The sequence below is a fragment of the Rhizobium lentis genome, from assembly GCF_017352135.1.
GTDB lineage: Bacteria > Pseudomonadota > Alphaproteobacteria > Rhizobiales > Rhizobiaceae > Rhizobium > Rhizobium lentis.
Map to the genome: position 1 here is coordinate 236858 of NZ_CP071455.1, position 26317 is coordinate 263174.

Consider the following 26317-nt stretch of genomic DNA (forward strand, 5'->3'; position numbering starts at 1 on the left):
CCCCTCAAGGCGATGGTCCCTTCAGAAAGATCGTCGCCAGCGGCGGCAGCGTCAGCGAGAGCGAGACGGGCCTGCCATGCGAAGGTACGGGCTCGCTCGACACTGCCCCGTTGACGAGGCCCGAGCCGCCATATTCGCTTGCATCCGTGGTGATCCTCTCGATCCACACGCCGTCCTGTGGCACGCCGATCCGGTAGCCATAACGCGGCACCGGCGTGAAATTCGAGACGACAAGGACCGAGGAGGAGCGATCGGGGGCATAACGGAGCATGCCGAGGACGGAGTTGACGGCATCGTCGGCAGCCGCCCATTCGAAACCCTCGGGATGGAAATCGCCGAACTGCAGGGCCAGCTCCTGACCATAGAAGGCGTTCAAATCCTTGACCAGCCGCTGAAGCCCCGCATGCGCCGGCCGGTCCAGCACGTCCCACGTGACCGATGCGTCATGGTTCCACTCGCCCGGCTGGGCGATCTCGCCGCCCATGAACATCAGCTTTTTGCCGGGGTGGCCCCACATGAAGGCGAGATAGCTGCGCAGATTGGCAAATTTCTGCCATTCGTCGCCCGGCATCTTGCCGAGCAGCGAGCCTTTTCCATAGACGACCTCGTCGTGCGAAATCGGCAGCATGAAGCGCTCGGAATAGGCATAGATCATGCCGAAGGTCATCGTGTTGTGGTGATAGCTTCGGTAGACCGGGTCCTTCGAAATGTAGCTCAAGCTGTCATGCATCCAGCCCATGTTCCATTTGATGTCGAAGCCGAGTCCGCCCTCTTCAGGTGGTTTGGTGACGCCGGGCCAGGCGGTCGATTCCTCGGCAATCGTCATCGCATGCGGGCAGCGCTCGTGGATGATGCTGTTCAAGTGCTTGAAGAATTCCACCGCCTCCAGGTTCTCGCGGCCGCCATAGCGGTTCGGAATCCATTCCCCCTCCTTGCGGCTATAGTCGCGGTAGAGCATCGAGGCGACGGCGTCGACGCGCAATCCATCGATATGGTAGCGTTCGAGCCATTCGAGCGCGCTGGCGATCAGGAAGCCCTTCACCTCGTTGCGGCCGAGATTGTAGATCAGCGTGTTCCAGTCGCCATGAAAGCCCTCGCGCGGGTCCTCGTGTTCGTAGAGCGCAGTCCCGTCGAAGCGGGCAAGTCCCCAGACGTCTGTGGGGAAATGGGCCGGCACCCAGTCGAGGATCACGCCGATCCCGGCGCCATGGCAGCGGTCGACGAAATAGGCGAAATCTTCAGGAGTTCCATAACGGCCGGTCGGAGCGAAGAGGCCGAGCGGCTGATAGCCCCAGGAGCCGCCGAAGGGATGCTCCATGATCGGCAGCAGCTCGATATGGGTAAATCCCATCTCTCTTGCATAGGGAACGAGCCGCTGGCTGAGCTCGACCCAGTCGAGCGACCGCCCGCCATTCTCGCGCAGCCAGGAGCCGGCGTGTACCTCGTAAACGGAGACCGCGCCTTCCAGTCTTTCCTGCCGCGACCGGCCTTTCATCCAATTGTCATCAGTCCATCGAAAGCGTGCCGAGGACGCGACGATCGAGGCAGTGGACGGGGCGGCCTCGCTTGCCCGCGCGACCGGATCGGCCTTCTGCGGCAGGCAGTTTCCATGCGCGTCGATGATCTCGAACTTGTATCTTTCCCCAGGGGCGAGACGTGGGACGAACAGCTCCCATACGCCCGCCGATTGCCTCAGCCGCATCGGATTCCGGCGTCCGTCCCAGGCGTTGAAGTCGCCAACAACCGAGACGCGCCGCGCATTCGGCGCCCAGACGGCGAAACGAACACCCGGTACGCCGTCGATCGACATATCAATCGCACCGAGCGTCCGGCTGAGGCTGTAGTGCGTGCCTTCCGATATCAGGTGAAGGTCGAGCTCCCCGAGCAGAAGACCGAAGCTGTAGGGATCCTCGGTGACTTGCACCGCGTCCGGCCAAGTGATCCGCAGCCGATATCCACTCCTCGAAGCGGTCGCAGCGGCAAACAAACCGGCTGGATGGGCGATGCTGAACGGCGTCACCACCCGCCCGCTTGCCGCCTCGACGAGATCGACCGCCTCCGCGCCGGGCAGGAAGACGCGCACGATCGTCATGCCCCCGCTTTCATGGGGGCCGAGGATTGAAAACGGATCGCCATGGCGGCCCTCGATCAGGGCCCAGAGCGCATCCTGTCCAATGCCTGAGAGAAATTCCGAGCGCTCAACATTCATGCCGTCACTCCCGCCAGGCGCGATACGATTTCGGTCAGGCCGGCAAGCGGGATCGGTAACCACTTCGGCCTGTTGCGAGCTTCATAGGCGATCTCGTAGGCTGCCTTTTCGAGAAGAAAGGCATCGAGAAGCCTTCGTCGGCGATCGGGCGGCATGGCAAGCTCCTTCGACGCCGCGACCGCCTCCCAATAGGCATCGAGAAAAGCCGCCTCGGCGTTGTGTCCGAAACGGGCGATGGCGCCGCGGCGGACTTCGTTTTCGTGTTCGGTAACGGCGTCGTTATCCAGCTGGGCGGTGGCGACCAGATAGCTCAGGGATCTTAGAAGGCCGGCGACGTCGCGCAACGGAACCGTCTTGGCGCGGCGCTCGGCCAGATTTTTCGCCGGCTCACCTTCGAAGTCGATGATGACAGCATCACCCTCGCTGACGAGAATCTGGCCGAGATGGAAGTCGCCATGTGTGCGTGTCATGAGCGTATCGCGGGCGCTCTCTGCCAGCCTCGCGGCGAGCTCGATCAGTTCGGAGCGGCGTTCGAGAAGCGGTGCCGAAAGCAGGTCGATTGCCGGATCCGCCCCCACCTCGCGCTCGGCGAGTTTCGACATGGCATAGGCGACCTCGCCGGCAACCGCCTTCTTGATCGCCTCGACTTCGCTATCGCCGGCCATGACGGGGCTGAAGGCCTCGTCTGCATTTTCGCCGGCGAGCACGACGTGCAATTCGCCGAGCCTCAGGCCAACCATCGCGACGAAGCTGATCAGCGAGCGGAAAACGTCATCGCCCGGCTGGACGGCGGGATCGTTCAACACGAGTTCGTCGGCGGCGCGGCGCAGATTGTTCAGCATCCAGTTCCAGGCGTCGCCCTGATTGCGGATTGCGCCCTGGACGATGATCAATGTCGAACGACGCCCGGCGGAATCGGTGTGTGCAACCTCGCCGAGCAGCGGCGCCGTGTGGTCGTAGCCGGCCCGGGTGAGAAAGCGCGTCATCTCGACCTCCGGATGGACGCCGGGAAAAATGTGCCTGATCAGCTTGATCATCGCGACGTCGCCGACAATCAGCGAGCTGTTCGATTGTTCGGCCGAAAGCCAGTGGACCGGCAGATCATCGGTGATAGCAAGGCGGTCAAGCCGTTCCGTGCCGAGGAATTCGAGGGTGCCGGTGCGGCCGGTGATGCGCGAGCGGTCGGCAAGACCGCGCAGGACGCCGCGCGCCATCGATTCAACAGCAAATCCGTCTGTCAGAAAGCCGACGCGCCTGCCCTGCCGCACCCGCGCCAGCGCCAACTGCTGGGTCAATGCCGTTGGCTGTGCATCATCCCAGGCGATCGTCAGCGGCAACTGATAGGATTCGCTGTGGTTCGGCAGCACAGCCTCCAACTCGCCGAGAACGACGCCGTCTGCATAAGGGATCGGCGTAGCCGAGATCAGCCGCGCCGCCTGAAGCGGCTGGTCCTTCGCCCCGAACCAGCGCCGCCGGGCGAGATAGGCCGGGAGGATTTCGTTGCTGAGAAGGCGCGCGTGCCCGGGCTCGTCGACGAGGTCGAGCAACCCGCGGCGGATGACCATCGTCACGAAATCGGGAAGCTGCTCGGGCGGCGCCGTGCGCCAAGCCGGCGGGTCGGCATCCGCCTCCAGCTGAAACCAGAAGAAGCCGTAGGGCGGCAGCGTCAGCAGATAGGTCAGTTGACCGATCGGCGGAAAGGGCGACATGCCGGTCAGCTCGATCGGCACCCGGCCCTCGAAGGCCGACAGGTCGAGCTCGACCGCCTGGGGCAGGCGCGAGAGGTTTGCGACGCACATCAGGGTCTCCCCGTCATATTCCCTGAGATAGGCGAGGATCTTGCGGTTCTCGGGCGAGAGGAACCGCAGCGAGCCGCGCCCGAAAGCCGGATGCCGGCCGCGCAGGGCCAGCATCTTGCGCGTCCAATTGAGCAGCGAATGCGCGTCCGTGCTCTGCGCCTCGACATTGACGGCTTCGTAGCCGTAAAGCGGATCGGCAATCAGCGGCAGGACAAGTCGCGCAGGGTCCGTCCTGGAGAAGCCGCCATTGCGATCCGGCGACCACTGCATCGGCGTCCTCACCCCATCCCGGTCGCCGAGATAAATATTGTCGCCCATGCCGATCTCGTCGCCGTAATAGATGACAGGCGTTCCCGGCATCGAGAGGAGAAGCGCGTTCATCAGCTCGATGCGCCGGCGATCGCGCTCCATCAGCGGCGCCAGGCGCCGCCGGATGCCGAGATTGATGCGGGCGCGCTTGTCGGAGGCATAGGTCTCCCAAAGATAGTCCCGTTCGGCATCGGTGACCATTTCCAGCGTCAGCTCGTCGTGGTTGCGCAGGAAGATCGCCCACTGGCAGTTCTCGGGAATCTCCGGCGTCTGTCGCAGGATATCGGTGATCGGAAACCGATCCTCCTTGGCGATCGCCATGTACATGCGCGGCATCAGCGGGAAGTGAAAGGCCATGTGGCATTCGTCGCCGTCGCCGAAATATTCGCGGGTGTCCTCCGGCCACTGATTGGCTTCGGCCAGCAGCATCACGCCGGGATGCGTAGCGTCGAGGGCCGCACGGATGCGTTTCAGGATCGCATGGGTTTCCGACAGATTTTCGTTAATCGTTCCCTCGCGCTCGACGAGATAGGGGATCGCGTCGAGACGGAAGCCGTCGATGCCCGTTTCCAGCCAGAAGCGCATCACCTTCAGCAGCTCTTCCATGACAAGCGGGCTGTCGAAATTGAGGTCCGGCTGGTGGGAATAGAAGCGGTGCCAATAATAGGCGCCGGCGACGGCATCCCATGTCCAGTTGGATTTTTCCGTGTCGAGGAAGATGATGCGCGTTTCCGGGAATTTCTGGTCGTTGTCCGACCAGACATAGAAGTCTCGCTCCGGTGATCCCGCGGGTGCATGGCGCGCACGCTGGAACCAGGGATGCTGGTCGGAGGTGTGGTTGATGACAAGCTCAATGATGACACGAATGTTGCGCTGATGGGCGGCGTCAACAAAGGCGCGGAAATCCTCCATCGTTCCGTAGTCAGGACTGACATTGCCGTAGTCGGCAATGTCGTAACCATCGTCACGGCGCGGTGAGGGAAAGAAGGGCAAAAGCCAGATCGCGTTGACACCGAGCGCTGCGATGTGGTCGAGCTTCTGATTCAGGCCGGCAAAATCGCCGACGCCATCGCCATTGGCGTCGTAGAACGACTTGATGTGCAGCTGATAGATTATCGCGTCCTTATACCAGAGCAGCGGTTCGACGCTACCGGGGTTCATCGTGTCCATTCATGCCTCCGCTGCGCGTACGCGCCAGATCGCGAATGGCAGGATCTGAGGATTGAAACTCACTCTCTGCCATTTGCCGTTCCACCTGAACCGATGCCCCGCGACCAGATCCTCGGCGTCGAGGGCGCCGCTGTCACCGAGCCCCCATTTCCAGAGCGGCAGCTCGACGTTGCTTTCCTGGAAGCGATGGGGATCAAGGCTGATTGCGATCAGCAAGACATTGTCGCGGGCGCGGCTCGCCTTTTCGAAGAACAGAATGTTGTCATTCCCGGCATTCAGCATCGTCAACCCGAGATGCGAATGCAGCGCGGTGTTTTCGTTACGGATACGGTTCAGCATCCGGATTTCGGCGATGATGTTGCCCGGCCGGTCGTAGTCCCAGGCGCGGATCTCATATTTCTCGCTATCGGCATATTCCTTCCGCTTGGCATCAGGGCGCCCCTCGCACAGTTCGAAACCGTTATAAACACCCCATAGCCCGGACAAAGTGGCGGCGAGTGCCGCGCGGATCAAGAAGGCCGGGCGCGGCGCGTTCTGAAGAAAATCCGGGTTGATGTCATGGGTATTGACGAAGAAATGCGGGCGAAAGAATTCCTTCGGCGCCGTCTCGGTCAGCTCCCGCATATATTGCTCGAGCTCCCACTTGGTATTGCGCCAGGTGAAGTAGGTATAGGACTGAGAGAAGCCGATCTTCGCCAACCGGTACATGACCTTCGGCTTGGTGAAGGCTTCCGACAGGAAGACGACCTCGGGATGGCGCGCCCTGATATCGCCAATCAGCCATTCCCAGAACGGGAAGGGTTTGGTGTGCGGATTGTCGACGCGAAACAGCTTGACCCCCTGGTCGACCCAAAGCTGGACGATATCCCTGAGCTCCACCCATAGAGAAGGCAGCGCGTCTTTCGCGTAAAAATCGACATTGACGATGTCCTCGTATTTTTTCGGCGGGTTCTCGGCATATTTGATCGTGCCGTCGGGCCGCCAGTCGAACCAGCCGGGATGTTCCGTCAGCCAGGGATGATCGGGCGAGGCTTGAATCGCGAGGTCGAGGGCGATCTCCAGCCCGTGCTGGCCCGCCTCCTCGACCAGCCGGCGGAAATCCTCGAAATCGCCGAGCTCTGGATGGATGGCATCGTGGCCGCCGTCCTCGGAGCCGATGGCATAGGGGCTACCGGGATCGCCGGGTGCTGCCTTCAGGCTGTTATTGCGCCCCTTCCGGTTGGTCGTTCCAATCGGATGAATCGGCGGGAAGTAGAGCACGTCGAAGCCCATGTCGCGGATATCCGGCAATCTCGGGATGACGTCGTCAAAGGTGCCGTGTCGGTTCGGATCGCCGCTCTGCGAGCGTGGGAAGATCTGGTACCAGCTGGCGAAAGCCGCCGACTTGCGTTCGGCATCGACGGCGCTTGCCGTGGAGCGAAGCCGGAACGGCCGCCTGTCGGCCCTGTGCATCAATTCGGATGTCTCGGGATCGAGCAGGATCGCCGTGCGTTCGGAGTCGGAAGCATTTTCGAGACTGTCGATGAGCGCCTGCAAGTCGGCGCCGAGTGCCGCCGGCCCTTCGGCCTTCGCGGCCCGGACGAGGTTCAGACCCTCCTGAAGCTCCAGCTTCAGGTCCAGCCTCGCATCGTGCTTCTTGGTCAGTTCATAACGGAAGATCGCGAAGGGGTTTTTCCACGCCTCAACGGCGAACTCATAGCGTCCTATCCGCTCCAGCAGAAATTCCGCGCGCCATCGGTCGTTCTCGACCAACTGCATCTCTGTCTCATTCCACCCCGCCATGGCATCGTGCGGCCGCCAGAGCAGGACGGCGGCGATCGGGTCGTGCCCATCGGCGAAGATGTCGGCCTCAACGGTGACGTTGTCGCCGACGACGCGCTTGACCGGAAAGCGCCCGTCATCGACCCGCGGCATGATGTTTTCGATGGCAAGCCGCGGCGAGGCTACCGCCTGCTCGATCTCGAGGGCCGGTCTGGACGTGATCGGCTCCGGCGCCTTGCCTTCTATCACCCGGGTCTCCCCTGCCCGCAGGCGCAGGACAGCGTCATCGGCAGTGACGGGAAGATAGCCGGAGGCCGCTTCGCGAAGCGCCGTCACCGGCGCGGGCGCACTTCGCCTGAGGTCCCTGTTAATCAGAACGAACCGCACATTCGATGCGCTGCGAATATCCTGCGTCTCGGATTGAACGAGCGCCGAAACCGGCCCATTGGCGTTGCGGATCAGGCGAAGCGAGGGAGCGCGAGTACGGCCGGCCTTGCCGATTTCGCTATTGGCGACGCGTATTTCGGAGGAGATATCAAAGGCGAGATCATGGCGCAGCTTCCGCAATCCCGAACCATCGCCGTGGGTCGGATCGAGCGGTGTCGCCGCACCATATTCGAAGCCCATGGGAACCATGAGGCCGCCACCGAGCGAGGCTGCAAGCCGCAGTGCTCTGACGGCGCGCCGTTCGAGAATCTCGCGGCTCTCGGTTCCGTGCGCGATGCGCCTTGCGAATGGCGGCTCCGGAAAAGCGACCTGCCAGCCGAGCGGCTCCTGGACGCGATGCTCCTCGACGAACCATCTCTCATCGAGATCCCACCAGGCCATAGACGAAAAACACCCTGAAAAACCCGCATCCGCAATCGCTCGCCTCACCGCGAAATCGGTGCCGGGCGTCCAGGCGAAGAATTGCGCGTCAGCCTTCTCCCGCACCGCTGCAATCAGCGCTTTGAAAAGCGCTGGGGCCGCTCGATCGATCCCGAGCACCCGGTAGCCGGTGAGGCCGAGGCCGGAGAAGCGCCGCAGCCGTTCGGTCCATTCCGCCAGCAAATGCGATTGCCGATCCGCTTCCATCATGGCCATCGGCTCTACTGGGTCGAGCGGCGAGCGACGGGGATCGACAGGATAAAAGCCCGCTTTCGGGTCTCGCGCTTTCCCGTCGAGCATCAGGTCCATCATCAAGCCGACGCCGCTCTTGTCGGCCGTCTCCACCAGGCGGGACAGCCCCTCCTCGACCGCGCTTCCGAGCTGCAGTTCAGTATCGAGACGATCGAAATGTTGAGAGGTGAAGACGCTGCAGTCCCCGCCCCGGTCGAAGAGGGGCGCTGTCAGCACATGGTCGAAACCGGTATCTGCCGCATGGTCGAAAACCTCGCGCCATGCATCGATGCCTTGGAGAAGGAGCGGATTGACATAATAGATCCGGGGTGGGGTGCTCAGCACACCCTGCTTCGCAGAGAATAACATCGGCCGCCGCCTCGCATTGCTTTTCAGGCAAACTTCCTTTGGCGGAGGTTGTTCCACTCAAACCGTCAATTCACGGCTGCATGCGCCATCGCAGGCGGCATCAAGTCATCGGGGATACGAGGTCATCAGGCAGATCGGTCTCACTAAAAGGGAGAAGGAAGCCGCATGATTTTCCGGTGGAGATATTGAGGCCATGCGCTAAAAGATCTTCTGACCATTGCCAAGCCGGAACCTCTCGGACGGTTGAGAGCGCATCAATGCTGCGATCAATACTCTTCACCATCGAACTCGTGGCCTGCGTTGCGTGCCTGGCCTCCTGGAGCATCGAGACCGATCGCTCGACACCGGAAAAGCACGGCCTCTTCGAAATCCGTGAGGAGGCCAGACGTTTCATCGCGCAGGAGAACGCCAAGGGACAGCAGCAGTGGGACGCGCTTGATCCCAACGCGAAGGTGGTGGTTCCCCGTTGTACGGTCCCGCTCCGGGCCCAATGGACGCCGACGAGCCTCGGCCGCTCGAAACCCAGCGTAATGGTGATATGTCCCGCCGCCGTGCCGAACCTCGTAATGGGGAAGTGGAATGTGGACGTTCCCGTAAAGCGGAAGCCTGACCGAGAGGACGCCGGCAGTCGTCCTTAGCAAGCGTCAACGCAGAATTTGATGTATCTGAGTGAAATCACTGCGATTGCACGGAGGCGACGAGAGGTGAATGCACCGGTAGAATTGTGCTCATATCCCGACCTCGACGAGCGGATCGTGATCGTCAGGGCGGGAGACGAGGTGGATGCCGTGTTTGTCCGGACCGAAAGGTTCAACGTGCTGATCGACACGCTCGGCACGCCCGAGCAATGCCGGATGGCGCTGGATCTTCTCGACGAAAAGCAGGAGAAGACGCGTCCCCTGATCGTCGTCAACTCGCACATGGATTGGGATCACTTCTGGGGGAATGGCGCCATTGCCGGGCGCGCCCCGATCATTGCGCATGCCGCAGCACTCGACCGCCTGCGCAACCCTTCCACACAGCAGATCCTGAAGGACAAGACGAGCGACGAGCCTCGGTTCGGCAGCGTCGAGGTCATCGGTCCCGACATCACCTTCTCCGGCTCGATGGCCCTCAACGGCGGCGACTTGACGCTGGAGCTCATTCACACGCCGGGGCACACGCCGGATCATATCGCCATCTGGATTCCGCAGCTGCGCATCTGCCTCGCCGTCGATGCGGTGGAATATCCTATCCCCGAAGTCTGGAGCAGAAGTGCGGCTGATCTTGACCTGATCCGTTCCTCGCTTCAGCATATTCGCGACCTCGAGGCGAGGCTGGTTATTCCGGCGCATGGCAGGACATCTTCGCCCTCGACCGTGGATGCCAACCTCGCCTATTTCGAGGCCTTGGCCGATCGCGTCGGTAGCTTGAGCGAGGACCGGCTGACGGATAGACAGCTCGGGAGTTCAAGCGGCTTCGGGCTTGAAGATTTCGTTGCCATTCCCAATGGGATGCCTTCGGACACGGTGACATTCTACCGGAACTGCCATGAGACAAACCTTGGCGCGACGGTTCATGCCCGTCTCGAAACGTTGAAATCCGCGTAGAGGCATCGCAGACGGGAGGCGATAACGTGAAACCACTTGAGGGCGGACGAACCGGGCAGATCTGGCGCGACGGCGAGACCGTCATCAGGCCTTCCGGCACATGGACGCCAACGGTGCATCGGTTCTTGCGCCATCTCAGGAGCAGGGGCTTTGCGGGGCGCCCGAGCCGATCGACATCACTGACGGGAACCGCGAGGTCGTCAGCTACGTCGCCGGGCGCGTCTGCGAAGAGCTTGGCGATCCGTTCGTCGGCTCCGAACGCATGCTGGTTTCGGCGGCCAGGCTTCTGCGCGATTTTCATTCGGCGTCGCGAGGCTTTCTGGAGCGGGACGGCGAGGTCCAGACATGGATGCTGGCGCCGCAGGAACCGCGCGAGATCATATGCCACGGAGATTTTGCGCCTTACAACGTCACCGCGGCGGATGGTGAGGCGGTCGGAATTATCGATTTCGACACGGCCCATCCGGCGCCGCGCCTCTGGGATGTCGCCTATGCGATCTATCGCTGGGCGCCCTTGTCCGATCCCGCCGGCCCAGCGGCTTCATTCAGCACCGAGGACCAGCTGCGCCGAGCTCAACTCTTCTGCACGGCCTATGGGGCAACAATCGAAGAACGGCTCCGGCTCCCGGAAATGATCTGCCGGCGGCTCCAGGCCCTCGTCGATTTCATGCTGACGAGCGCTGCGGCCGGAAACGAAACCTTCGCGGAGGACGTCGATGCAGGAGACGCCCAGCTATATCTGGCCGATATCGACTATATCCACCGACATCGAGACCGGCTGCTGAAAGCGCTGTCTGACTAAAGCCACTTCCTGCGTCGGAAAAAGCCGAAAAGACTCAGACACAAGACGGCGATGACGCCGAGGACGACGAAATAGCCATATTGGAACTTAAGTTCCGGCATATCGTTGAAATTCATCCCGTAGATGCCGGCGATCGCGGTGGGAACGGCGAGAATCGCCGCCCAGGCGGCAAGCTTGCGGGCGATCGCCGTCTGCTCCGTCTGGCCGATCATCACACTGGCCTCGAAAGCGAAGGCCAGGACCTCGCGCAGCGCGTCGATATCCTCCTGCACCCGTCGCACATGATCGGTCACATCGCGGAACAGCGACTGGAGCGTCGGGTCCATGCCGGGAAGATCGATATGCTCGTAGCGCCGGCAGACATCCACCAGCGGCACCACGGCATTGCGCAGCCGCAAAAGCTTGCGCCGCAATAGATAGAGCCGCTCGATGTCCGACTTGCCGAGCTGTTCGCGCAGCACCAGATCCTCGAGTTTCTCCACCTCGTCCTGCACGACCTCGATCACCGGCATGTAATTGTCGACGATGAAATCGAGGATGGAATAGAGGATGTAGTTCTCGCCGTGGGCCAGCGCGGCGGGCGTCGCCTCGCATCGCTGCCGCACCGCCAGATAGGAGGAGGATTCTCCGTGGCGGACGGAGACAACATAACCGCGGCCGACGAACAGGTGGGTTTCGCCGAAGATGATTTCACCGTCCTTCATATGGGCGGTCCGGGCGACTATGAACATCGCGTCGCCGTAAATTTCCAGTTTCGGGCGCTGGTGTGGCTGTGCGGCATCCTCGATAGCCAGCGGATGGAGATTGAACTCCGCCTGGACCTGGTGCAGCAGCACTTCATCCGGCTCATGCAGGCCGATCCAGACAATGGCGTTCTCCCGGTTCCGCCAGTCGCCAGCCTCCTCTATCCTGATGTCGCGAATGCGCTGCCCGTGCTGGTATACGGCGGCAGCCACGACGCCCGGTCGTTGATCGTACCGCGGCGACGGCGAGCCGCTGCCTTCCCGCGCGGCAACACCCTCCATATCCTTCAACCGTTCCAAATCCTGCCTCCCATCCCGCGGACAAACGTATCCGGATCCAAATCAATGAATCAGAGCATGGTGTCCCGCAAAGCCGCTCATAGTTTTCGGCCTCATGCTCACCGCCGGCCCCGACGTTGCGCCGATCTTAATGCCATTTCGCAAAACATGCATCCGTCTCAATGCGGGGCAGCTTGGTCCTAGCCGGCAAACATGCTTAACGGACAGCATGTGCGCGGCTCCTTTCCTGGCGAGAGGCTGCGCCCTCTTGAGGCGGTAAGCGTCATCAAGTATCCGTGGAAATATCGTCCCAGTCCTGATCCATATAGCCGATCAGCCAATTGAGGGCGTAGTGGCGTTCATAGACGACGCCCCTATCCAATCCGCCGGGCGGCTCTTCGCCCTTCAACCTGGCGTTCACGGCGGCCCAATCGTATCGGTAGATCAGGTCGGCGGCATCGAGAAGTTCGGCCTGCGGACGCAGCCTGGCGCGGCGCATCAAGCCGTCCGTCCCCAGCTCGCGGAGCGTGTTGGCGATGGACGGAACGTCGCAAATATGGTCGGGACGTTCGAGGTCCGGCACAATCCCAAGCGCCCACAACATCACATGGACGCCTTCGTAACGCCAGGTGAAGTTCGTCCGATCCTGATCGGAGGGATCGGGATCGTCCATGAAAGCCTGTTCCTTCGGGGTGAAAAACCCCTCCGCGCTGAACTGGCGAATAAGCGTCTGCCCCATCGCATGGTCGCCGGTCTCGCCTTTCACGGCGACGATCGCCAGCGCAATGGTCCGCTGGACGACAGCCATCGTCTTTCGCCGGGTACTCTCGTTTTCGGGGGCGATGGTCGGCAGATGATCGATAGTCGGCACGCCCTCCGATTGAAGTTGGGCAATGGACCGGGCCTTGCGCGCTTGAGCCTCGTCGGCGGGCTGCGAAACTGCCTGCACTGGAAGAAGCAATGCAAGGATGGTGGAGAATATGCGCTTCATCGTGGGCTGGCTCCTGTCATCTCAGCAATGCATCGATAGCCATTTCCGCGTTTGAACGGGATGCCAAGCGGGACGGCGAAGGCGATTTTTCCAAAACTGGTAAATGAATTTTTTTGCAATTTAAGGCTCCCTGTCTATTGCGAGTGAACCACACGTCCGGCCAAGCGAAACGGGCTTGCGACTGCGGCACCGGCGGCATCGAAGACGAAGGCGCCGACATCCCCAGCGCTCGAACGCCGGCCGCTCTCGAAGGAGGCAAGCTGAGTGCCGAACTTGGCGAGCGATGCGTAGCGGTCGTGACCCAATCCGTCGGAGGTCTTGATCGACGTGATGTCGATGACCCGAAGCCTCGCCTTCAAGGCAGCATCCTCGATGACGGGATCGTCGATGTCGGGCCGCTCGACGCGCGGCCGCTCTCCAGCGATGAAGCTCGAGGCCACCAGCGCCCGGTCGTCCTTGGAGACGAGCAGCGAGATCGGCATCGGCATTGCACCGATGTCTTTCAGCTGCGAGCGGAAAACATCGACGTCGATATCCGGGGCGGCGAGCAACACCGCCAGTTTGCCGATGACCGCGTCGCGATGCTGCAGCTTGAGCTCCCGCACCGTTTCCATCACCAGAAACCCGCCCATGCTGTGCCCGAACAGGATGATGCGCTTCACCTTGGCTGATGCCGAGAGCGATGTGACGAGTGAATCGAGTTCGCTGCGCGAGGAAAGTGCCGCGTCACGGTCGGCGACATATCCGGCGACCGAGGCCGCCGAAGGCCAGGAAAACAGGATCGGCGCGCCCCGGATCTTGGCGTCTGCGGCGATCTGGGCGGTACGATAGAGCGCCTCCTGATAACTGTAGTTGTATCCATGCACAAAGATGCCGATAGTGCCGTCCGGCTGCACGAAGCCGAGTGCCTGCTGCACGAAAGCGTCCTTCGGTAGCTGCTTGCGCTCGACGACGGCAAATTGCCGTTCCGGATCCGGCTTTGCCGTCGGATAGGTGATCGCCGTATCCTTCCTCCCTGGAGGAACGGAAAACGCATACTGCTCATAGGTAAGCTTCTCGGCCCAAGCTCTGCCGAAGCCGCCGCGCGCACTATCGGGGGTTCTGTTGGTGGCAACGAGGACGCTCACCTTGTCCGGCGCTATTTGGGAACGGACCGGCTCGTTCAGATGAACGGGCGTCAAGACTTCAGGCGATGGCCTCGTGGCGCAGCCCGCAAGCATCGCCAGTCCAATTGTGGCGATGACCGCGAGTGTCGCCTTCGGCAGGACTCGGGGAGTTGCCGAAGCCAACCCCCGGGATTGCTGTTCCGTCATCGATCCGTTTCCCTCAAGGCCACATGCTCTTCGGCGCGGAGTTTTGTCCACCATCATCCAGCATGCCGTTCCCGCCCCGGCGTGGGATGGCATCGCCCGCGCCATCCCACCATTTCATCGCAGCCCGTGTTGCAGCGGCCGCCGCGACGGCCGTGGGCGATGGCCGTCGAAGACTGCCTCATGCTTCTGCCGTGGCGGCTTCGGCCGGAACGCCTTCGTCCCTCGGGATCCTGAACCAGGCGACGTAGAGCGCCGGCAGGAACAGCAGGGTCAGCGCGGTACCGATGACGATGCCGCCCATCATGGCGTAGGCCATCGGCCCCCAGAAGATCTCGCGCGAGATCGGGATCAGCGCGAGCGTGGCGGCGGCGGCCGTCAGCATGATCGGCCGCATGCGGTGTTCTGTCGCCTCGATGACCGCCTGCCATGGCGCCATTCCTTCGCTGCGCAGATGCTCGATCTGCACCACCAGGATGACGGAGTTGCGGATGAGGATGCCGATCAGCGCCAGAATGCCGAGGATGGCGACGAAACCCATCGGGGCATTGCTCAGCAAGAGCGCTGCGACCACGCCGATCAGCGCCGTCGGCGCAACCGCAAAGACCAGGAACAGGCGGCTGAAGCTCTGTAGCTGGATCATCAGGATCGTCGCCATCGTGAACAGCATCAGCGGAGCCACGGCCGCAATCGGCCCTTGCGCCTCGGCGCTGGATTCGACGGCGCCGCCGATTTCCAGCTTGTATCCGACAGGAAGGCTCTTCTGGAACTCTTCGACCTTCTGCTTCAGCTGATCGACGACTGTGGCCGGCTGCGTCGAACCGATGACGGCCGCCTTGAGCGTGATCGTGGGCTGGCGGTCACGACGCCAGATTGTCGGCTGCTCGAGCTCGTAACGGAAATTCGCCACGGCAGACAGAGGCACGACCTTGCCGTTGGAGGTGGAGAGCTGAAGATTCTCAAGGGTCTGGATGGAGTCGCGCTCGGATGCCCTGGCGCGCCCGACCACGTTCACCAGGTAGATGTCGTCGCGGATCTGTGTCGCCGTAGAACCTTCGACGATACCGTTAAGCGCCGTCGCGATGTCTTCGGAGGAGACGCCGAGCTGGCGCGCTTTGTCCTGCAGGACATCGACCTTCACGACACGGGAGGGTTCATTCCAGTCCAGCACCATGTTCGACAGTAGCGGATGCGAACCGACCACGCCGGCAAACTGCTGGGAGATGTCGCGCACCTTCTGAATGTCAGGGCCGCTGATCCGGTACTGCACCGGCTTACCCACCGGCGGGCCGATGTCGAGAAGCTTCACGAAGGCGTCGGTGCCGGGGAAGGTCTTCGTCAGATAGGCCTGCAGGTCAGCCCGCACCTTGTCGCGCACGTCGAGGCCTTTGGTGACGATGATCGTCTGTCCGAAGGTGACATCGGGCGTCTGCACGTCAAAGGACAGGATGAAGCGCGGCGCGCCCTGGCCGACATAGGTCGTCCAATGGTCGACATCCTTGTTATCGGCCAACATTTCCTTTTCAAATTTGGCCATCTGCCTGTTGGTCTCGGCGATCGAGCTGTTGTGAGGCAGGTTCCAATCAATGACGAGCTCGGTTCTGTCCGAATTCGGGAAGAATTGCTGCTGCACCAGCCCCATGCCACCGACCGAAAGAGCGAAGGCGCCGACTGTGAGAACGATGGTGACCCAGCGCCAGCGCATTGCAAGCTTCAAGAGCCAGGAGAAGACAGTGGCGAAACGGCCCTTCTTCTCATGATGCGACTTCATCGTCTTCGGCAGGATCGTGACCCCGAGAAGCGGCGTGAAAAGCACCGCGACGATCCAGGAAACGACCAGCGACACCGCAATGACGACGAAGAGCGTGAAGGTGAATTCGCCGGCGGCACTGCTGTTGAGACCGACCGGGATGAAGCCCGCGACGGTGACCAGCGTTCCCGTCAACATCGGGAAAGCCGTCGACGTATAGACGTGGGTGGCGGCTTTCCTTAGATCGTCGCCCGCCTCCAGGCGGGCCACCATCATCTCAACGGCGATCATGGCGTCGTCGACCAGCAGCCCGAGCGCGATGATGAGCGCGCCGAGCGAGATGCGCTGAAGCGAAATGCCGGAATATTCCATCACCACGAAGGTGATGGCGAGCACCAGGGGAATGGAGATCGCCACAACCATGCCGGCCCGCAGGCCGAGGCTGATGAAGCTGATGACGAGCACGATGACGATCGCTTCGAAGAGCGCCCGCGTAAAGCCCGAGACCGCTTCGTCGACGACATGCGGCTGGTCGGAAACGCGATGGACGTCCACGCCGATAGGAAGATCGGCAACGACACGTTTCATCTGCGCGTCGAGCCCCTCGCCGAATTCCAAGAGGTTGGCGCCCTGCTTCATGCCGATGGCAAGCCCGATCGCCGGCTCTCCGTTGAAGCGGAAAAGCGCCGACGGCGGGTCGACATAGCCGCGCTTGATCGTGGCGACGTCGGTCAGCGGGAAAAAGCGGTCATTGATGCGAAGGTTGATCGAGCGCAGGCTCTCCTCCGAGGAGAACTGTCCGCTTACCCGCAAGGCGATGCGCTCCGGCCCGGCATCGACGAAGCCGGACTGGGTAACGGCATTCTGGGCCTGCAGCGTCTGGATGACCGACTGCTGGTCGATGCCGAGCGCTGCGATCTGGCGTGTGGAGAATTCGAGATAGATCGCCTCGTCCTGGGCGCCGATCACATCGACCTTGCCGACGTTCGGTACCGTCAGAACTTCGGAGCGGGCATTTTCCACAAGATCGCGAAGCTGACGCTGGGTCAGTCCGTCGCTCGTAAAGGCGTAGATGTTTCCGAACACGTCGCCGAAGCGGTCGTTGAAGAAGGGACCGATGACCCCGCTCGGGAAATCGCCCTTGATATCGGCGATCATGTTGCGGATGCGCAGCCAGGTCGGCGCGACATCCCTGGCCTTGGTCGTCGGCAGCAGCTCGACGAAAATGGTGGTCTGGCCGGCAACGGTCTGGCTTTTGGTGTAGTCGAGCGATTCCAGTTCCTGGAGCTTCTTCTCGATCCTGTCGGTCACCTGCCGCGTCACTTCCTCGGCGGACGCGCCGGGCCACTGGGCAGTGATCACCATGGTCTTGATGGTGAAGTTCGGATCCTCTTCGCGGCCGAGGTTCAGATAGGAGAAGGCGCCCGCAAGGATGAAGACGATCATGAAGTACCAGACGAGCGAACGGTGTTCGAGCGCCCAGTCGGAAAGATTGAAGGACTTCACTGGCTGATCTCCTGGTCGATCCTGATGGCCTGGCCATCTTGAAGTTTATGCACGCCCGCCACGACCACTCGCTCTCCCGGAGCGAGCCCTTCCACGATGCGGACGGTGTCGACGACGTCGCCGTCGATCTTCACGCGGCGCAGCGACACTTTTTTCCCCGGCACGTCGACGATCCAGACGCTCGCGCCATCCGTGCTGGCGAGGATGGCTGATGCGGGTAGCACGATCTCGGGATCGGCGGCGATGGTTGCGGAGGCTGTAATCACCGCGCCGAGCCTGAAGGCTTCAGGCGGATCGGCGAGCGCAATCTTGGTCCTACTCGTGCGGGTGGCGGTCTCTGCCTCCGGCGCGATCTCGCGCACCACCCCGGACGTGCGGATTGTCGGATCGAGCTGCAGCGTCACTTCGAATGGCGCGCCGATCTTCAGTTTCTGAGCGGCCGCCTGAGGCACGTCGACCACCGCATCGCGCTTGTCCGGTCGCGCGATGGTGACGACCGTCTGGCCCGCCGACACGACCTGGCCGACCTCGGCCGAGGTTGCCGTCACGACGCCATCGAATTCTGCCCGCAGCTGCGCGTAACCCAGTTGCTCTTTGGCCTTGTCGAGATTGGCCTGTGCCTTGGCCACGGCCGCCGCGGCCGTTCGTCTCGCCTGCTCGGCCTCTTCGAGCGAGGCCTCCGTGCCCGAACGCGATTCCACCAGCGCGCGCTGGCGCTGCTCCGTGGTGACCGCGTTTCGAAGCTGGGCGTCGCTGTTTTCGACGTCGGATTGGGCGCTGCGCACGGCAAGCTCCAGTGCCAGGGGATCGATGGCGGCCACGACGTCGCCCTTCTTGACGACATCACCGACATTGACGTTGCGGGCGATCATCCGGCCCAAAATCCGGAAGCCAAGCTCGGTCTCGATCGTCGGTTTGATCGTACCGGTCAGGCGGAGGGTCGTGGCAGGCGTCTGCCTGACTGTCATCGACAGCACGGGACGGGGCGCTTCCTCGGTGATTTCCTCCTGCTTCGTGCAGGAAGAGATCAGGGCCGTACCCATCATCAGTGCGATTATCTTGGGACGAATACTCACTTGGAATCTTCCTTGACATAAGACACGATTTCACCCGGCCTGAGGAACTTGGTGCCGTCTGTCACCACGACCTCTCCTGCCGACACGCCCGACTTGAGGATGAAGCTGCCGGTCTCGTAGCCGGCAACGTCGACCGCCCGGACCGAAACCGCGGAGGATGCGGGATCGACGATCCAGACAGCCGGCTTGCCGTCCTTGGACGTCATCGCCGACCAGGGCAGCTGGATGACGTCCTGCGGGACATAATTGAACTTGCCGACGACCGGGGCACCGAGAGGAATGGGGGCGTCGCTCGTGATCGCGACCTTGACCCTGATGGTGCCGGTCGAGGAATCAATCGTCGGCGAGATTTCGCGAACCTTCGCCGTGATCTTCTGCGCGGGGTCGGACAACAGGTTCACGGTGCCGTCGCCATCGACCGGGCGCAGGAACGCGCTCTCGACCACGTCGAACACGGCATCCCGGTCGCCGTCATGGGCAAGGGTGAAGACGACCTGGGCGGCCTGCGCCACCTGCCCGACCTCAGCGTTGCGGGCGGTTATCACACCGTCGGCATCCGCCTTCAGCTCGGTGTAGGACAGGGTGTCCTGGGCGGTTTCGAAGAGCGCCTGCGCCGATTTTGTCGATGCCTGCGCGGTCAGAAGCGCCTCCTGCGCCTGATCGAGCGCCGCACGGGTCGTCACCTGGGTTCGAAACAGGCTCTGCTGGCGGTCGAAGGCAAGCTGCGCCTGGGTCTGCAGCGCTTCGGCCGATTGAAGATTGGCCGCCGCCACGTCCAGGTCGGCCTTCTGCTCTTCCGGATCGATCCGCGCGAGAAGCTGCCCCGCTTTGACGGATTGTCCGACTTCGACCAGCCGTTCGATGATCTTGCCGCTGACGCGGAAGGATAGATCGGTCTGGACACGCGCCCGCACTTCTCCCGTAAGGGCGCCGCCCTGGATCAGCGGCTCAGGCTTGGCGACGATGACGCCCACCTGCCGTCGGGTCGGCTCCGCCGGCCTGCCTTCATCGCTGCATGAACCCAGACCGATGGCGCATACGATCGCTGTGGCGATCAGAATGGTTCTCATAGTTGACCTCTTGCTCTCAACGGCAGCTGCTATATAATTGACTAACGCATTAGTCAATGAAAGTTTTGCCGCAGGGACGAGGGCGCGCAACGAAAGGGAGACGAGGCACGAATGGCAGATCAGAAGAAACTCACACGCGCAGAACAGAAGGCGCTGCGACCGATCCAGATCCTGGATGCCGCCTTCGAGGAATTCGTCAGAAACGGCTTTACCGGCGCCCGCGTGGACGACATCGCCGACAGGGTCGGCGTCACCAAGGGCACCGTCTATGTCTATTTCGAGACGAAGGAGAAGCTCTTCGAAGCCATGATCAGCCATTTCTCCGTGCCCTTCCAGGAGCTGCTGGCGATCACCGCGAGCCTCAGCGGTAGCGCGGCTGACAGGCTGATGTCCATGCTCGGACTGCTCTATGACCAGATCGCTGAGGATCGGACGACCCGCGAATTAACGCGGCTCGTCATTTCGGAAGGACAGCGGTTCCCCGATCTGATCGATCGCCATCACGACCAATTCATAGCGCCTGTTATCGCCAAGATCGACGGTCTCATTCTGGAAGGGGTTGAGTCCGGAGAGTTTCGGGAAATTCCGGTGGAATTCTCCGACATCGTCGTCGCCCCCATCCTGACGACGACGGTTCTGCGGCTGATATTCGACGATCGCCGCGTGCCTACTCCCGACAGGGAGGCCTTCCTCCGGACCTACTTCGACCTGCTGTTCAACGGCCTCCTTGTCGAACGCCGCTGATTGCGGGGGCAGAAAAATATGCCGATAACATAGCTTTTCCAGTTGTTATGTGAAAACACCGAGTTAGCTTATGTTGCGAAGGCAATATCTGAATTCCTGGCGGGAAAAGTGGAACGCAAAGTCAGTCTCAAGGATGTCGCGCGCGATGCTGATGTGTCGCTGAGCACGGCCTCGCATGCCCTGAACGGAACCGCGCCGCTGACGATCGAGGTGCGCGAGAGGGTTCTGGATTCTGCCAAACGCCTGGGCTACCTCGACCGTCGCAGGAGGAAGGCGACGATCGCCACGCTGCGCGTTCTGCTTCTCGCCATTCCCGACGATGCCGCTCCGCAGAGCGACCTCAACCTGGTGAGTTGGACGATCCTCAACGGCCTTCGCAGGGAATGCGAGCGCCGCGGCATCCGCATCGTCCCTTATGTCAGCACCGGCCGGCGCATCGACGGCACAGAGGTCCGGAAGATCGCGCTGTCTGAACGCGCCGACGGCATCGTGGTTCTGAACGACGATCAGCCCGAACTCATCCGCAGCCTTGCCTCGGCTGATATGCCCGTCGTCATCGTCAACGGTGAGGACCCGGCCATGCTGGTCGATACGGTAACGCCCGAAAACCGCTTCGGCGCTCGGCTCGGCATAGAGCATCTGCTGGCGCTCGGCCACCGCCGAATCCTGCATTTGACCTGGAAGGGCCGCACGACGATCCAGCGCCGATATGACGGCTTTTCCGACGCCTATTTCGCCGCACAGCTTCCCGTGCCTGACGATATGATCATCGAGGCCGAGGGATATGAGCCGAGACATGGCGAGGCTGCGATCGACGCGCTGCTCGATCGCGACCCTACGATGAAAGACGCGACCGCTGTCTTCTGCGCGGCCGACAATCTGGCGCTCGGCTGCCTGAAGGCCCTGGCCGATCGCAACATACGCGTGCCCGACGCGGTCTCCGTGCTCGGCTTCGACGACATCGTTCCCGGCGAGTTCAGCCGGCCGCCGCTTTCGACGGTGAGCGTACCCACCGACCGGCTCGGCGCCGCCGCTCTCGCGCTTATCGAACAGCGGCTGATTGCCAACGATCCGCAGCGGCCGGCACATCGCCTGGAGCTCGGCTGCCATCTCGTCCTGCGCGGCAGCATTGCACCACCGCGCTGAACCGCCGGAAGATGCGGGATCCCGCTCAAATCAGCGTAAGCGTTCAGCCCGCAGCCGCGTATCCCTCGGGCTTTCTCCAAAGGTGTTGCGGTAGATAATGGAGAACCTGCCCGCGTGAGCAAAACCCCATATCGCGCAGATTTCGCGGACGGATTGCTGGTTGGTCGGGTCCCGCAGATGCTCGCGGGCTGCCTGTAGCCGGATCGTGCGCAGGTATCCTGCCGGCGACGTTCCCCTGAAGGCCTTAAAGCCCGTTTGCAGCGCGCGAAGGGAAACGCCGACACCATCGGCAACCATCGTCATGGTGAGAGGTTCCGCGATATTGGCATGCATGTAGTCGATGGCCCGTCGAACATGCCAAGGCGCAATCAACGATACCTTCTTTCTTTCCAGATGATGAGAGAAACGATGCCGGCCAAATCGGAGCACCAGATGAGCGAGAGTTTCGCTCATCGCCGCTGCGGCAAGGGGCGAAGATAGAAGCGGACCGCCGTTGCGCATGCCCTGCACGATCGTCTGGAGCAGATTGCCAATGAGCTGGCCTGACTGCGTTGCAAGATCGAGCACAGGGTCGAGGTCGAGCGACTCGGAGAGTGGCGGTTCAACCAGCGAGGCGAGCGTCCTCTTCACAACCTTCCAATCCAGGAACAGGACGTCCGAGCGGTGCGGTCCACCCTGGATCACGCGATCGCCGGCTTCGTGGTTGTTGGCCATAAGCAGGTGACCAGCGCCGCTTTCGACGGTCCGCTTCCCGATCGACAGTCGAAAGGATCCTGAGTGCGGCATGAAAAACGCGAGATGTTGCGGCGAGTCCTCAAGCGTTCGTATTGTCCACGAACTCTGATATGCCGAATGAAGCACCGTGAGCGCCTCGGTCCTTCTCAAGTCCGCGGCCCAGGCAAACCTCCGGTCATTCTTCAACGGCTGCGCGCCGAAAACCCCATAACCCGCTGAAAAGGCTTGGACCATCGACTCGAAGTTGGCCCCTTTATGCGTGGGCGTAAAACCGAAACCCTCGTGCTCGGCAAGGCGGGCTATAGTCTCTGGTCTCAACGAATCCATGGCGCTCGATTCCTCCCTTGCACCTGAACCGACGCCATCGCGACTGGCCTGACCAATCTTGATGAGTTAAGCAGGACCCAAAACCATTAGATGATTTTTCTTGCCCTGCAGAAGCAAAGTGGTTCCCTTTCACCTGCTTCACACTTATAGTGTAAATCAAAATGATCGGAAAATGAAGTACGCTCCTTTAAACCATGTGGCCGCACATTTTTTGCGGGACGCGCATCCGGCGAGAGTAGCGTCTCGCAACGAACGGGACCTCTTGCGGTTGATCTGGAAGTCGCCCGGCATCGAACGCTCGAGCCTGACCGAACCGCTTGATCTCACCCAGCAATCGCTGCACAGAATCGTCGGGCGGCTCCATGATCGGGGAATGGTCGCCTTTTCCCAGTCGGAAAACCGACGGGCCGGTCCGCCCAGTCCAGAGCTGACGCTCCGACGGGAGTGGTGTCTGACGCTCGGCATCTCCGTCAACGTCGGCTCGATCGGCCTTTGCCTCATGGGTTTCGGTGAGCCGGTGGACAATATGGAAATTCCGCAGACGGGCTCGTCGCTGTCCGAGGAGATGGACCGGATCGAAGCGGCGGTCGAAGACATTCTTGCCCGACGCGGTGCCAAGCGGCGCGACATTCTCGGCGTCGGCCTCGCAGTCGCCGGCCACCGCATGTTTGAAACGGCTTTCAATTGTCCCCTGCCGCTAGCCCATTGGTCTCTGATCGACCTGGCGCCCTTGCTTGGAGAGCGACTTGGCCTGCCGGTCTGGGCGGATAATGTCGCCAGGACCGCGGCTCTGGCGGAAGCCATCTTCGGCGTTGGACGTGACGTCGCCGATTTTGCCTATATCGCCCATCTTCACGGTTATGGCGGCGGCCTGGTTTCCGGGGGCATGCCGTTTCGCGGCAGTTTCGGGAATGCCGGTGAATTCTCCGTTCTCTTCGGACGTCAGGACTACGACGATCGCCCCGCCCTCAACCAGCTGCTCGAACATCTTCGCGCCAACGGGCGCGTGGGCCTGACCCTGAGGGATCTGAAGAACGAAAATCTGGTGGATTGGGATGGCGTCGAGGAATGGATCGACCGCGTCAGTCCGGCCCACAATCGGGCCGTCAATGCGATCTGCGCGATCTTCGACCCGGCATTGATCGTGCTTGGCGGCGAGCTTCCACATTCGCTTGCGACAATGCTGATCGAACGCACCGAATTCAACAATCTCCCTCGGCATGGCGCATTGCGCGACGTTCCGGCGCTGGCCGTGGCACAGATCATCGATGCCCCCGGCGCCATCGGCGCGGCCTTGATCCCGCTCTTCGAAACCGTTTTGTGATTACGGCTCGGACAGTCAACCCCGCGCGGCTTCTCCAAACAGCACTGAAGTGCACCGCCGGACCAGGCGCGGTGCGCTTCAGCCGGGCGCGATGAGATGGGAATGCAGTCTTCAATGCTTGGGAGGCGCTCTCCACATCTCGACCTCCATTTGGGCTACGCGCCGGGGTCCGGTCACTTCATCCCTGTTCCGGCGATGCCTGTCGTGATGTATTTCTGCAGGAACAGGAAGACGACGGTGACGGGCAGCAGGCTGAGGAAGGTCATCGCCAGGATATAGTGCCACTGCACCGAGAACTCGCCCTGGAATGCGTTCAGACCGACCTGCAGCGTGAAATTCTCGCGGCTGTTGAGGACGATGAGCGGCCAGAGGAAGTCGTTCCAGCGCCAGAGCACCGAAAAGATCGCCAGCACCGCGAGAGCGGGCGCCGTCAGCGGCAGGATGATGCGCCAGAAGATGCAGAATTCGCTCGCCGCATCGACGCGCGCCGCCTCGATCAATTCGTCGGGAATGGTCAGCATATATTGCCGCAGCAGGAAGACGGCGGTCGGCGAGGCGATCGTCGGCAGGATGACGCCCCAGAGATTGTCCGCGAGCCCGACCCCGACGATGACGAGATAGGCCGGCACCATGACGACGGCGAGCGGGATCATCAGCGTCGAAATGATGATGACGAAAACAGTCGTGTCGCCGCGAAACTTGTATTTCGACAGCGCGAATGCCGCCATGGCGTTGACGATTAGCGTCAGAAGCGTCGCAACGACGGTGACGAACACCGAATTCTTGAGGAAGGTCAGGAAGTTGAAGCGCGTCAGCGGATCGGTGTAATTCTCGGTGGCGACGGTCAGGTGCTGCACCGGCGTGATCCCCTTTACGTCGACGCTGACCGGCGGCCCTGGATTTGCGGGATCGACCATCTGGGCCTTGAGACCGATGCGCCGCACCATGGCCATTTCGCGCTGCTGGCCATCGACCGTGACCTGCCAGATGCTGAGCGGCTTGTCGAAGCCGGGCACAGTCTGCTCCACCGCTGTCCGGGGGAGCAGCGACGGCGGAAAGCGCGTGATTTCGGCGGCCGGCTTCAGCGAGGAGAGGCCTGCCCAAACGACGGGGACCAGCACGGCGAGCGTGCCGCCGATCAGCCAGACCCATGACAACATATCGGTGATATCGATACGACCGGCCCGGCGCGTGCGCGAGAGAAAGCTGATCGGGTTCATCTCAGGACTCCATTCGCTTGCCCAAGCGCAGCTGTATGAGGGTGAGGACCAGAAGCACCAGCCCCATGAGAACCGATGCGGCGGAGGCAAGTCCGAAGACGCGCAGATCGCTGCCGAATGCCATCTGGTAGATATACTGGACGATGAAGCTGTTGGCCGTGCCGGGACCGCCGCCGTTCGTCAGAACCCAGGCCTCGTCGAAGATCTGCACGGACTTGATCATCAGAAGGATGAAGACGACGAGCAGGTTCGGAGCCAGCAGGGGCAGCGTGATCCTGAACAGGGTGCGCCGCGGCGAAGCGGCGTCGATGGAGGCAGCCTCGTAGAGCTCCTTCGGGATCGCCTGCAGGCCGGCGAGCAGGATCAAGGTGTAAAAACCCATATGGAACCAGACCGACACCACCACGACGAAGAAGCGCGACCAGCCCACATCGAGCAGGAAGATTTCCGGCGGCACGCCGATCATCTGGAAGAAGGCGTTCAGCAACCCGTTACGATCGAGGAACCATTTCCAGATCAGACCGATGACGACGGGCGAGAGCAGAACGGGATAGAAGAACATCGCCCGGAAGAAGCCGCGCGCGAAGATCGCCCGATTGAGGATCAGCGCCGTGATCAGCGCCACCAGCAATGTGGCGACGACATTGCACGCCACGAACCAGAGCGTATTCCACACCGCCGTCCAGAACAGCGATTCCTGGCAGGTTCCCGGCTGCAGGTAATTGCCGCAGGAAAGCAGGGTTCGGAAATTGTCGAAGCCGACGAAAGGCCGTTCCGAGACGAAAAGATTGGTGCCGCCGGTGAAGGCGTAACCGACCGCGATCGCGATCGGAAGGAAGGTGAAGATGGCAAACAGAATGAGGTTCGGCGCCAGGAACATCCAGGGCATGCGCTTGCGGCCGAAAATGTGCTCGAACGCATTCATCGGCGCTTCGACCACCCTCATCGCCGTTTCGCCCGCCTGGGAGAACAATGCACCAGCCGCCATGG

General features: G+C 61.8%; 17 protein-coding genes and 1 pseudogene. 6 read left to right on the forward strand and 12 right to left on the reverse strand.

From position 1 onward, the window contains the following. Positions 1-4: 4 nt before the first annotated feature. Genes glgB through J0663_RS23325 form a run of 3 tightly spaced genes read right to left on the reverse strand, consistent with a single transcriptional unit; the run spans position 5 to position 8715 of the window. The gene (gene glgB, locus J0663_RS23315; protein ID WP_207245300.1) at positions 5-2209 is read right to left on the reverse strand and encodes a 1,4-alpha-glucan branching protein GlgB; all 2205 of its coding nucleotides are present in this window, start codon (positions 2207-2209) and stop codon (positions 5-7) included. Then, positions 2206-5487, reverse strand: coding sequence for a maltose alpha-D-glucosyltransferase (gene treS, locus J0663_RS23320; protein ID WP_207245301.1), 3282 nt, complete (start codon positions 5485-5487; stop codon positions 2206-2208). The genes glgB and treS overlap by 4 nt, the downstream gene beginning before the upstream one ends. Then, positions 5488-8715 (reverse strand): alpha-1,4-glucan--maltose-1-phosphate maltosyltransferase, encoded by a 3228-nt coding sequence (locus J0663_RS23325; RefSeq protein ID WP_207245302.1) that lies wholly within the window; start codon positions 8713-8715, stop codon positions 5488-5490. Between the two features lie 257 nt (positions 8716-8972). Here J0663_RS23325 and J0663_RS23330 point away from each other — a divergent pair, with 257 nt between their 5' ends. The 3 genes and pseudogenes from J0663_RS23330 to J0663_RS23340 all read left to right on the forward strand — a co-directional run bounded on the left by J0663_RS23330 (position 8973) and on the right by J0663_RS23340 (position 11106). Then, positions 8973-9353, forward strand: coding sequence for a hypothetical protein (locus J0663_RS23330; RefSeq protein ID WP_207245303.1), 381 nt, complete (start codon positions 8973-8975; stop codon positions 9351-9353). Positions 9354-9419: 66 nt separating this feature from the next. Further along, positions 9420-10304, forward strand: coding sequence for an MBL fold metallo-hydrolase (locus J0663_RS23335; protein ID WP_207245304.1), 885 nt, complete (start codon positions 9420-9422; stop codon positions 10302-10304). A gap of 26 nt (positions 10305-10330) precedes the next feature. Next, positions 10331-11106, forward strand: a pseudogene (locus tag J0663_RS23340) (phosphotransferase enzyme family protein). Here J0663_RS23340 and J0663_RS23345 read toward each other — a convergent pair. The 6 genes from J0663_RS23345 to J0663_RS23370 form a co-directional block, all read right to left on the reverse strand. Further along, on the reverse strand, positions 11103-12149 hold the full coding sequence (locus J0663_RS23345; protein WP_207245305.1) for a magnesium and cobalt transport protein CorA: 1047 nt from the start codon (positions 12147-12149) through the stop codon (positions 11103-11105). The pseudogene J0663_RS23340 and the gene J0663_RS23345 overlap by 4 nt on opposite strands. Before the next feature lie 265 nt (positions 12150-12414). Then, positions 12415-13119, reverse strand: a complete 705-nt coding sequence (locus tag J0663_RS23350; RefSeq protein WP_207245306.1) for a DUF4272 domain-containing protein — start codon at positions 13117-13119, stop codon at positions 12415-12417. Between the two features lie 134 nt (positions 13120-13253). Next, positions 13254-14432 (reverse strand): alpha/beta hydrolase, encoded by a 1179-nt coding sequence (locus J0663_RS23355; protein ID WP_375337268.1) that lies wholly within the window; start codon positions 14430-14432, stop codon positions 13254-13256. 178 nt (positions 14433-14610) lie between these two features. After that, positions 14611-17685, reverse strand: a complete 3075-nt coding sequence (locus J0663_RS23360) for an efflux RND transporter permease subunit (RefSeq protein ID WP_207245307.1) — start codon at positions 17683-17685, stop codon at positions 14611-14613. Next, positions 17682-18761: an efflux RND transporter periplasmic adaptor subunit gene (locus tag J0663_RS23365; RefSeq protein WP_207245308.1), complete on the reverse strand. Its 1080-nt coding sequence runs from the start codon at positions 18759-18761 to the stop codon at positions 17682-17684. Before J0663_RS23365 ends, J0663_RS23360 begins: the two co-directional genes overlap by 4 nt. After that, positions 18758-19831 (reverse strand): efflux RND transporter periplasmic adaptor subunit, encoded by a 1074-nt coding sequence (locus J0663_RS23370; protein ID WP_207245309.1) that lies wholly within the window; start codon positions 19829-19831, stop codon positions 18758-18760. The genes J0663_RS23365 and J0663_RS23370 overlap by 4 nt, the downstream gene beginning before the upstream one ends. A gap of 111 nt (positions 19832-19942) precedes the next feature. Here J0663_RS23370 and J0663_RS23375 point away from each other — a divergent pair, with 111 nt between their 5' ends. Together J0663_RS23375 and J0663_RS23380 are read left to right on the forward strand one after the other, a co-directional pair. Beyond that, complete coding sequence (locus J0663_RS23375) at positions 19943-20575, forward strand: TetR/AcrR family transcriptional regulator (protein ID WP_207245310.1); 633 nt, start codon at positions 19943-19945, stop codon at positions 20573-20575. A 108-nt stretch (positions 20576-20683) separates the two neighbouring features. Further along, positions 20684-21721, forward strand: a complete 1038-nt coding sequence (locus J0663_RS23380; protein WP_207245311.1) for a LacI family DNA-binding transcriptional regulator — start codon at positions 20684-20686, stop codon at positions 21719-21721. Positions 21722-21751: 30 nt separating this feature from the next. Here J0663_RS23380 and J0663_RS23385 read toward each other — a convergent pair whose 3' ends face one another. Further along, the gene (locus tag J0663_RS23385) at positions 21752-22783 is read right to left on the reverse strand and encodes a helix-turn-helix transcriptional regulator (RefSeq protein WP_207245312.1); all 1032 of its coding nucleotides are present in this window, start codon (positions 22781-22783) and stop codon (positions 21752-21754) included. 172 nt (positions 22784-22955) lie between these two features. Here J0663_RS23385 and J0663_RS23390 point away from each other — a divergent pair, with 172 nt between their 5' ends. Beyond that, positions 22956-24107, forward strand: a complete 1152-nt coding sequence (locus J0663_RS23390; RefSeq protein ID WP_207245313.1) for an ROK family transcriptional regulator — start codon at positions 22956-22958, stop codon at positions 24105-24107. A gap of 173 nt (positions 24108-24280) precedes the next feature. On the opposite strand, the gene J0663_RS23395 is transcribed toward J0663_RS23390, so the two are convergent. Both J0663_RS23395 and J0663_RS23400 read right to left on the reverse strand, forming a co-directional pair. Next, complete coding sequence (locus J0663_RS23395; protein ID WP_207245314.1) at positions 24281-25327, reverse strand: carbohydrate ABC transporter permease; 1047 nt, start codon at positions 25325-25327, stop codon at positions 24281-24283. A 1-nt stretch (position 25328) separates the two neighbouring features. Then, complete coding sequence (locus tag J0663_RS23400; RefSeq protein ID WP_207245315.1) at positions 25329-26315, reverse strand: carbohydrate ABC transporter permease; 987 nt, start codon at positions 26313-26315, stop codon at positions 25329-25331. Positions 26316-26317: the final 2 nt, after the last annotated feature.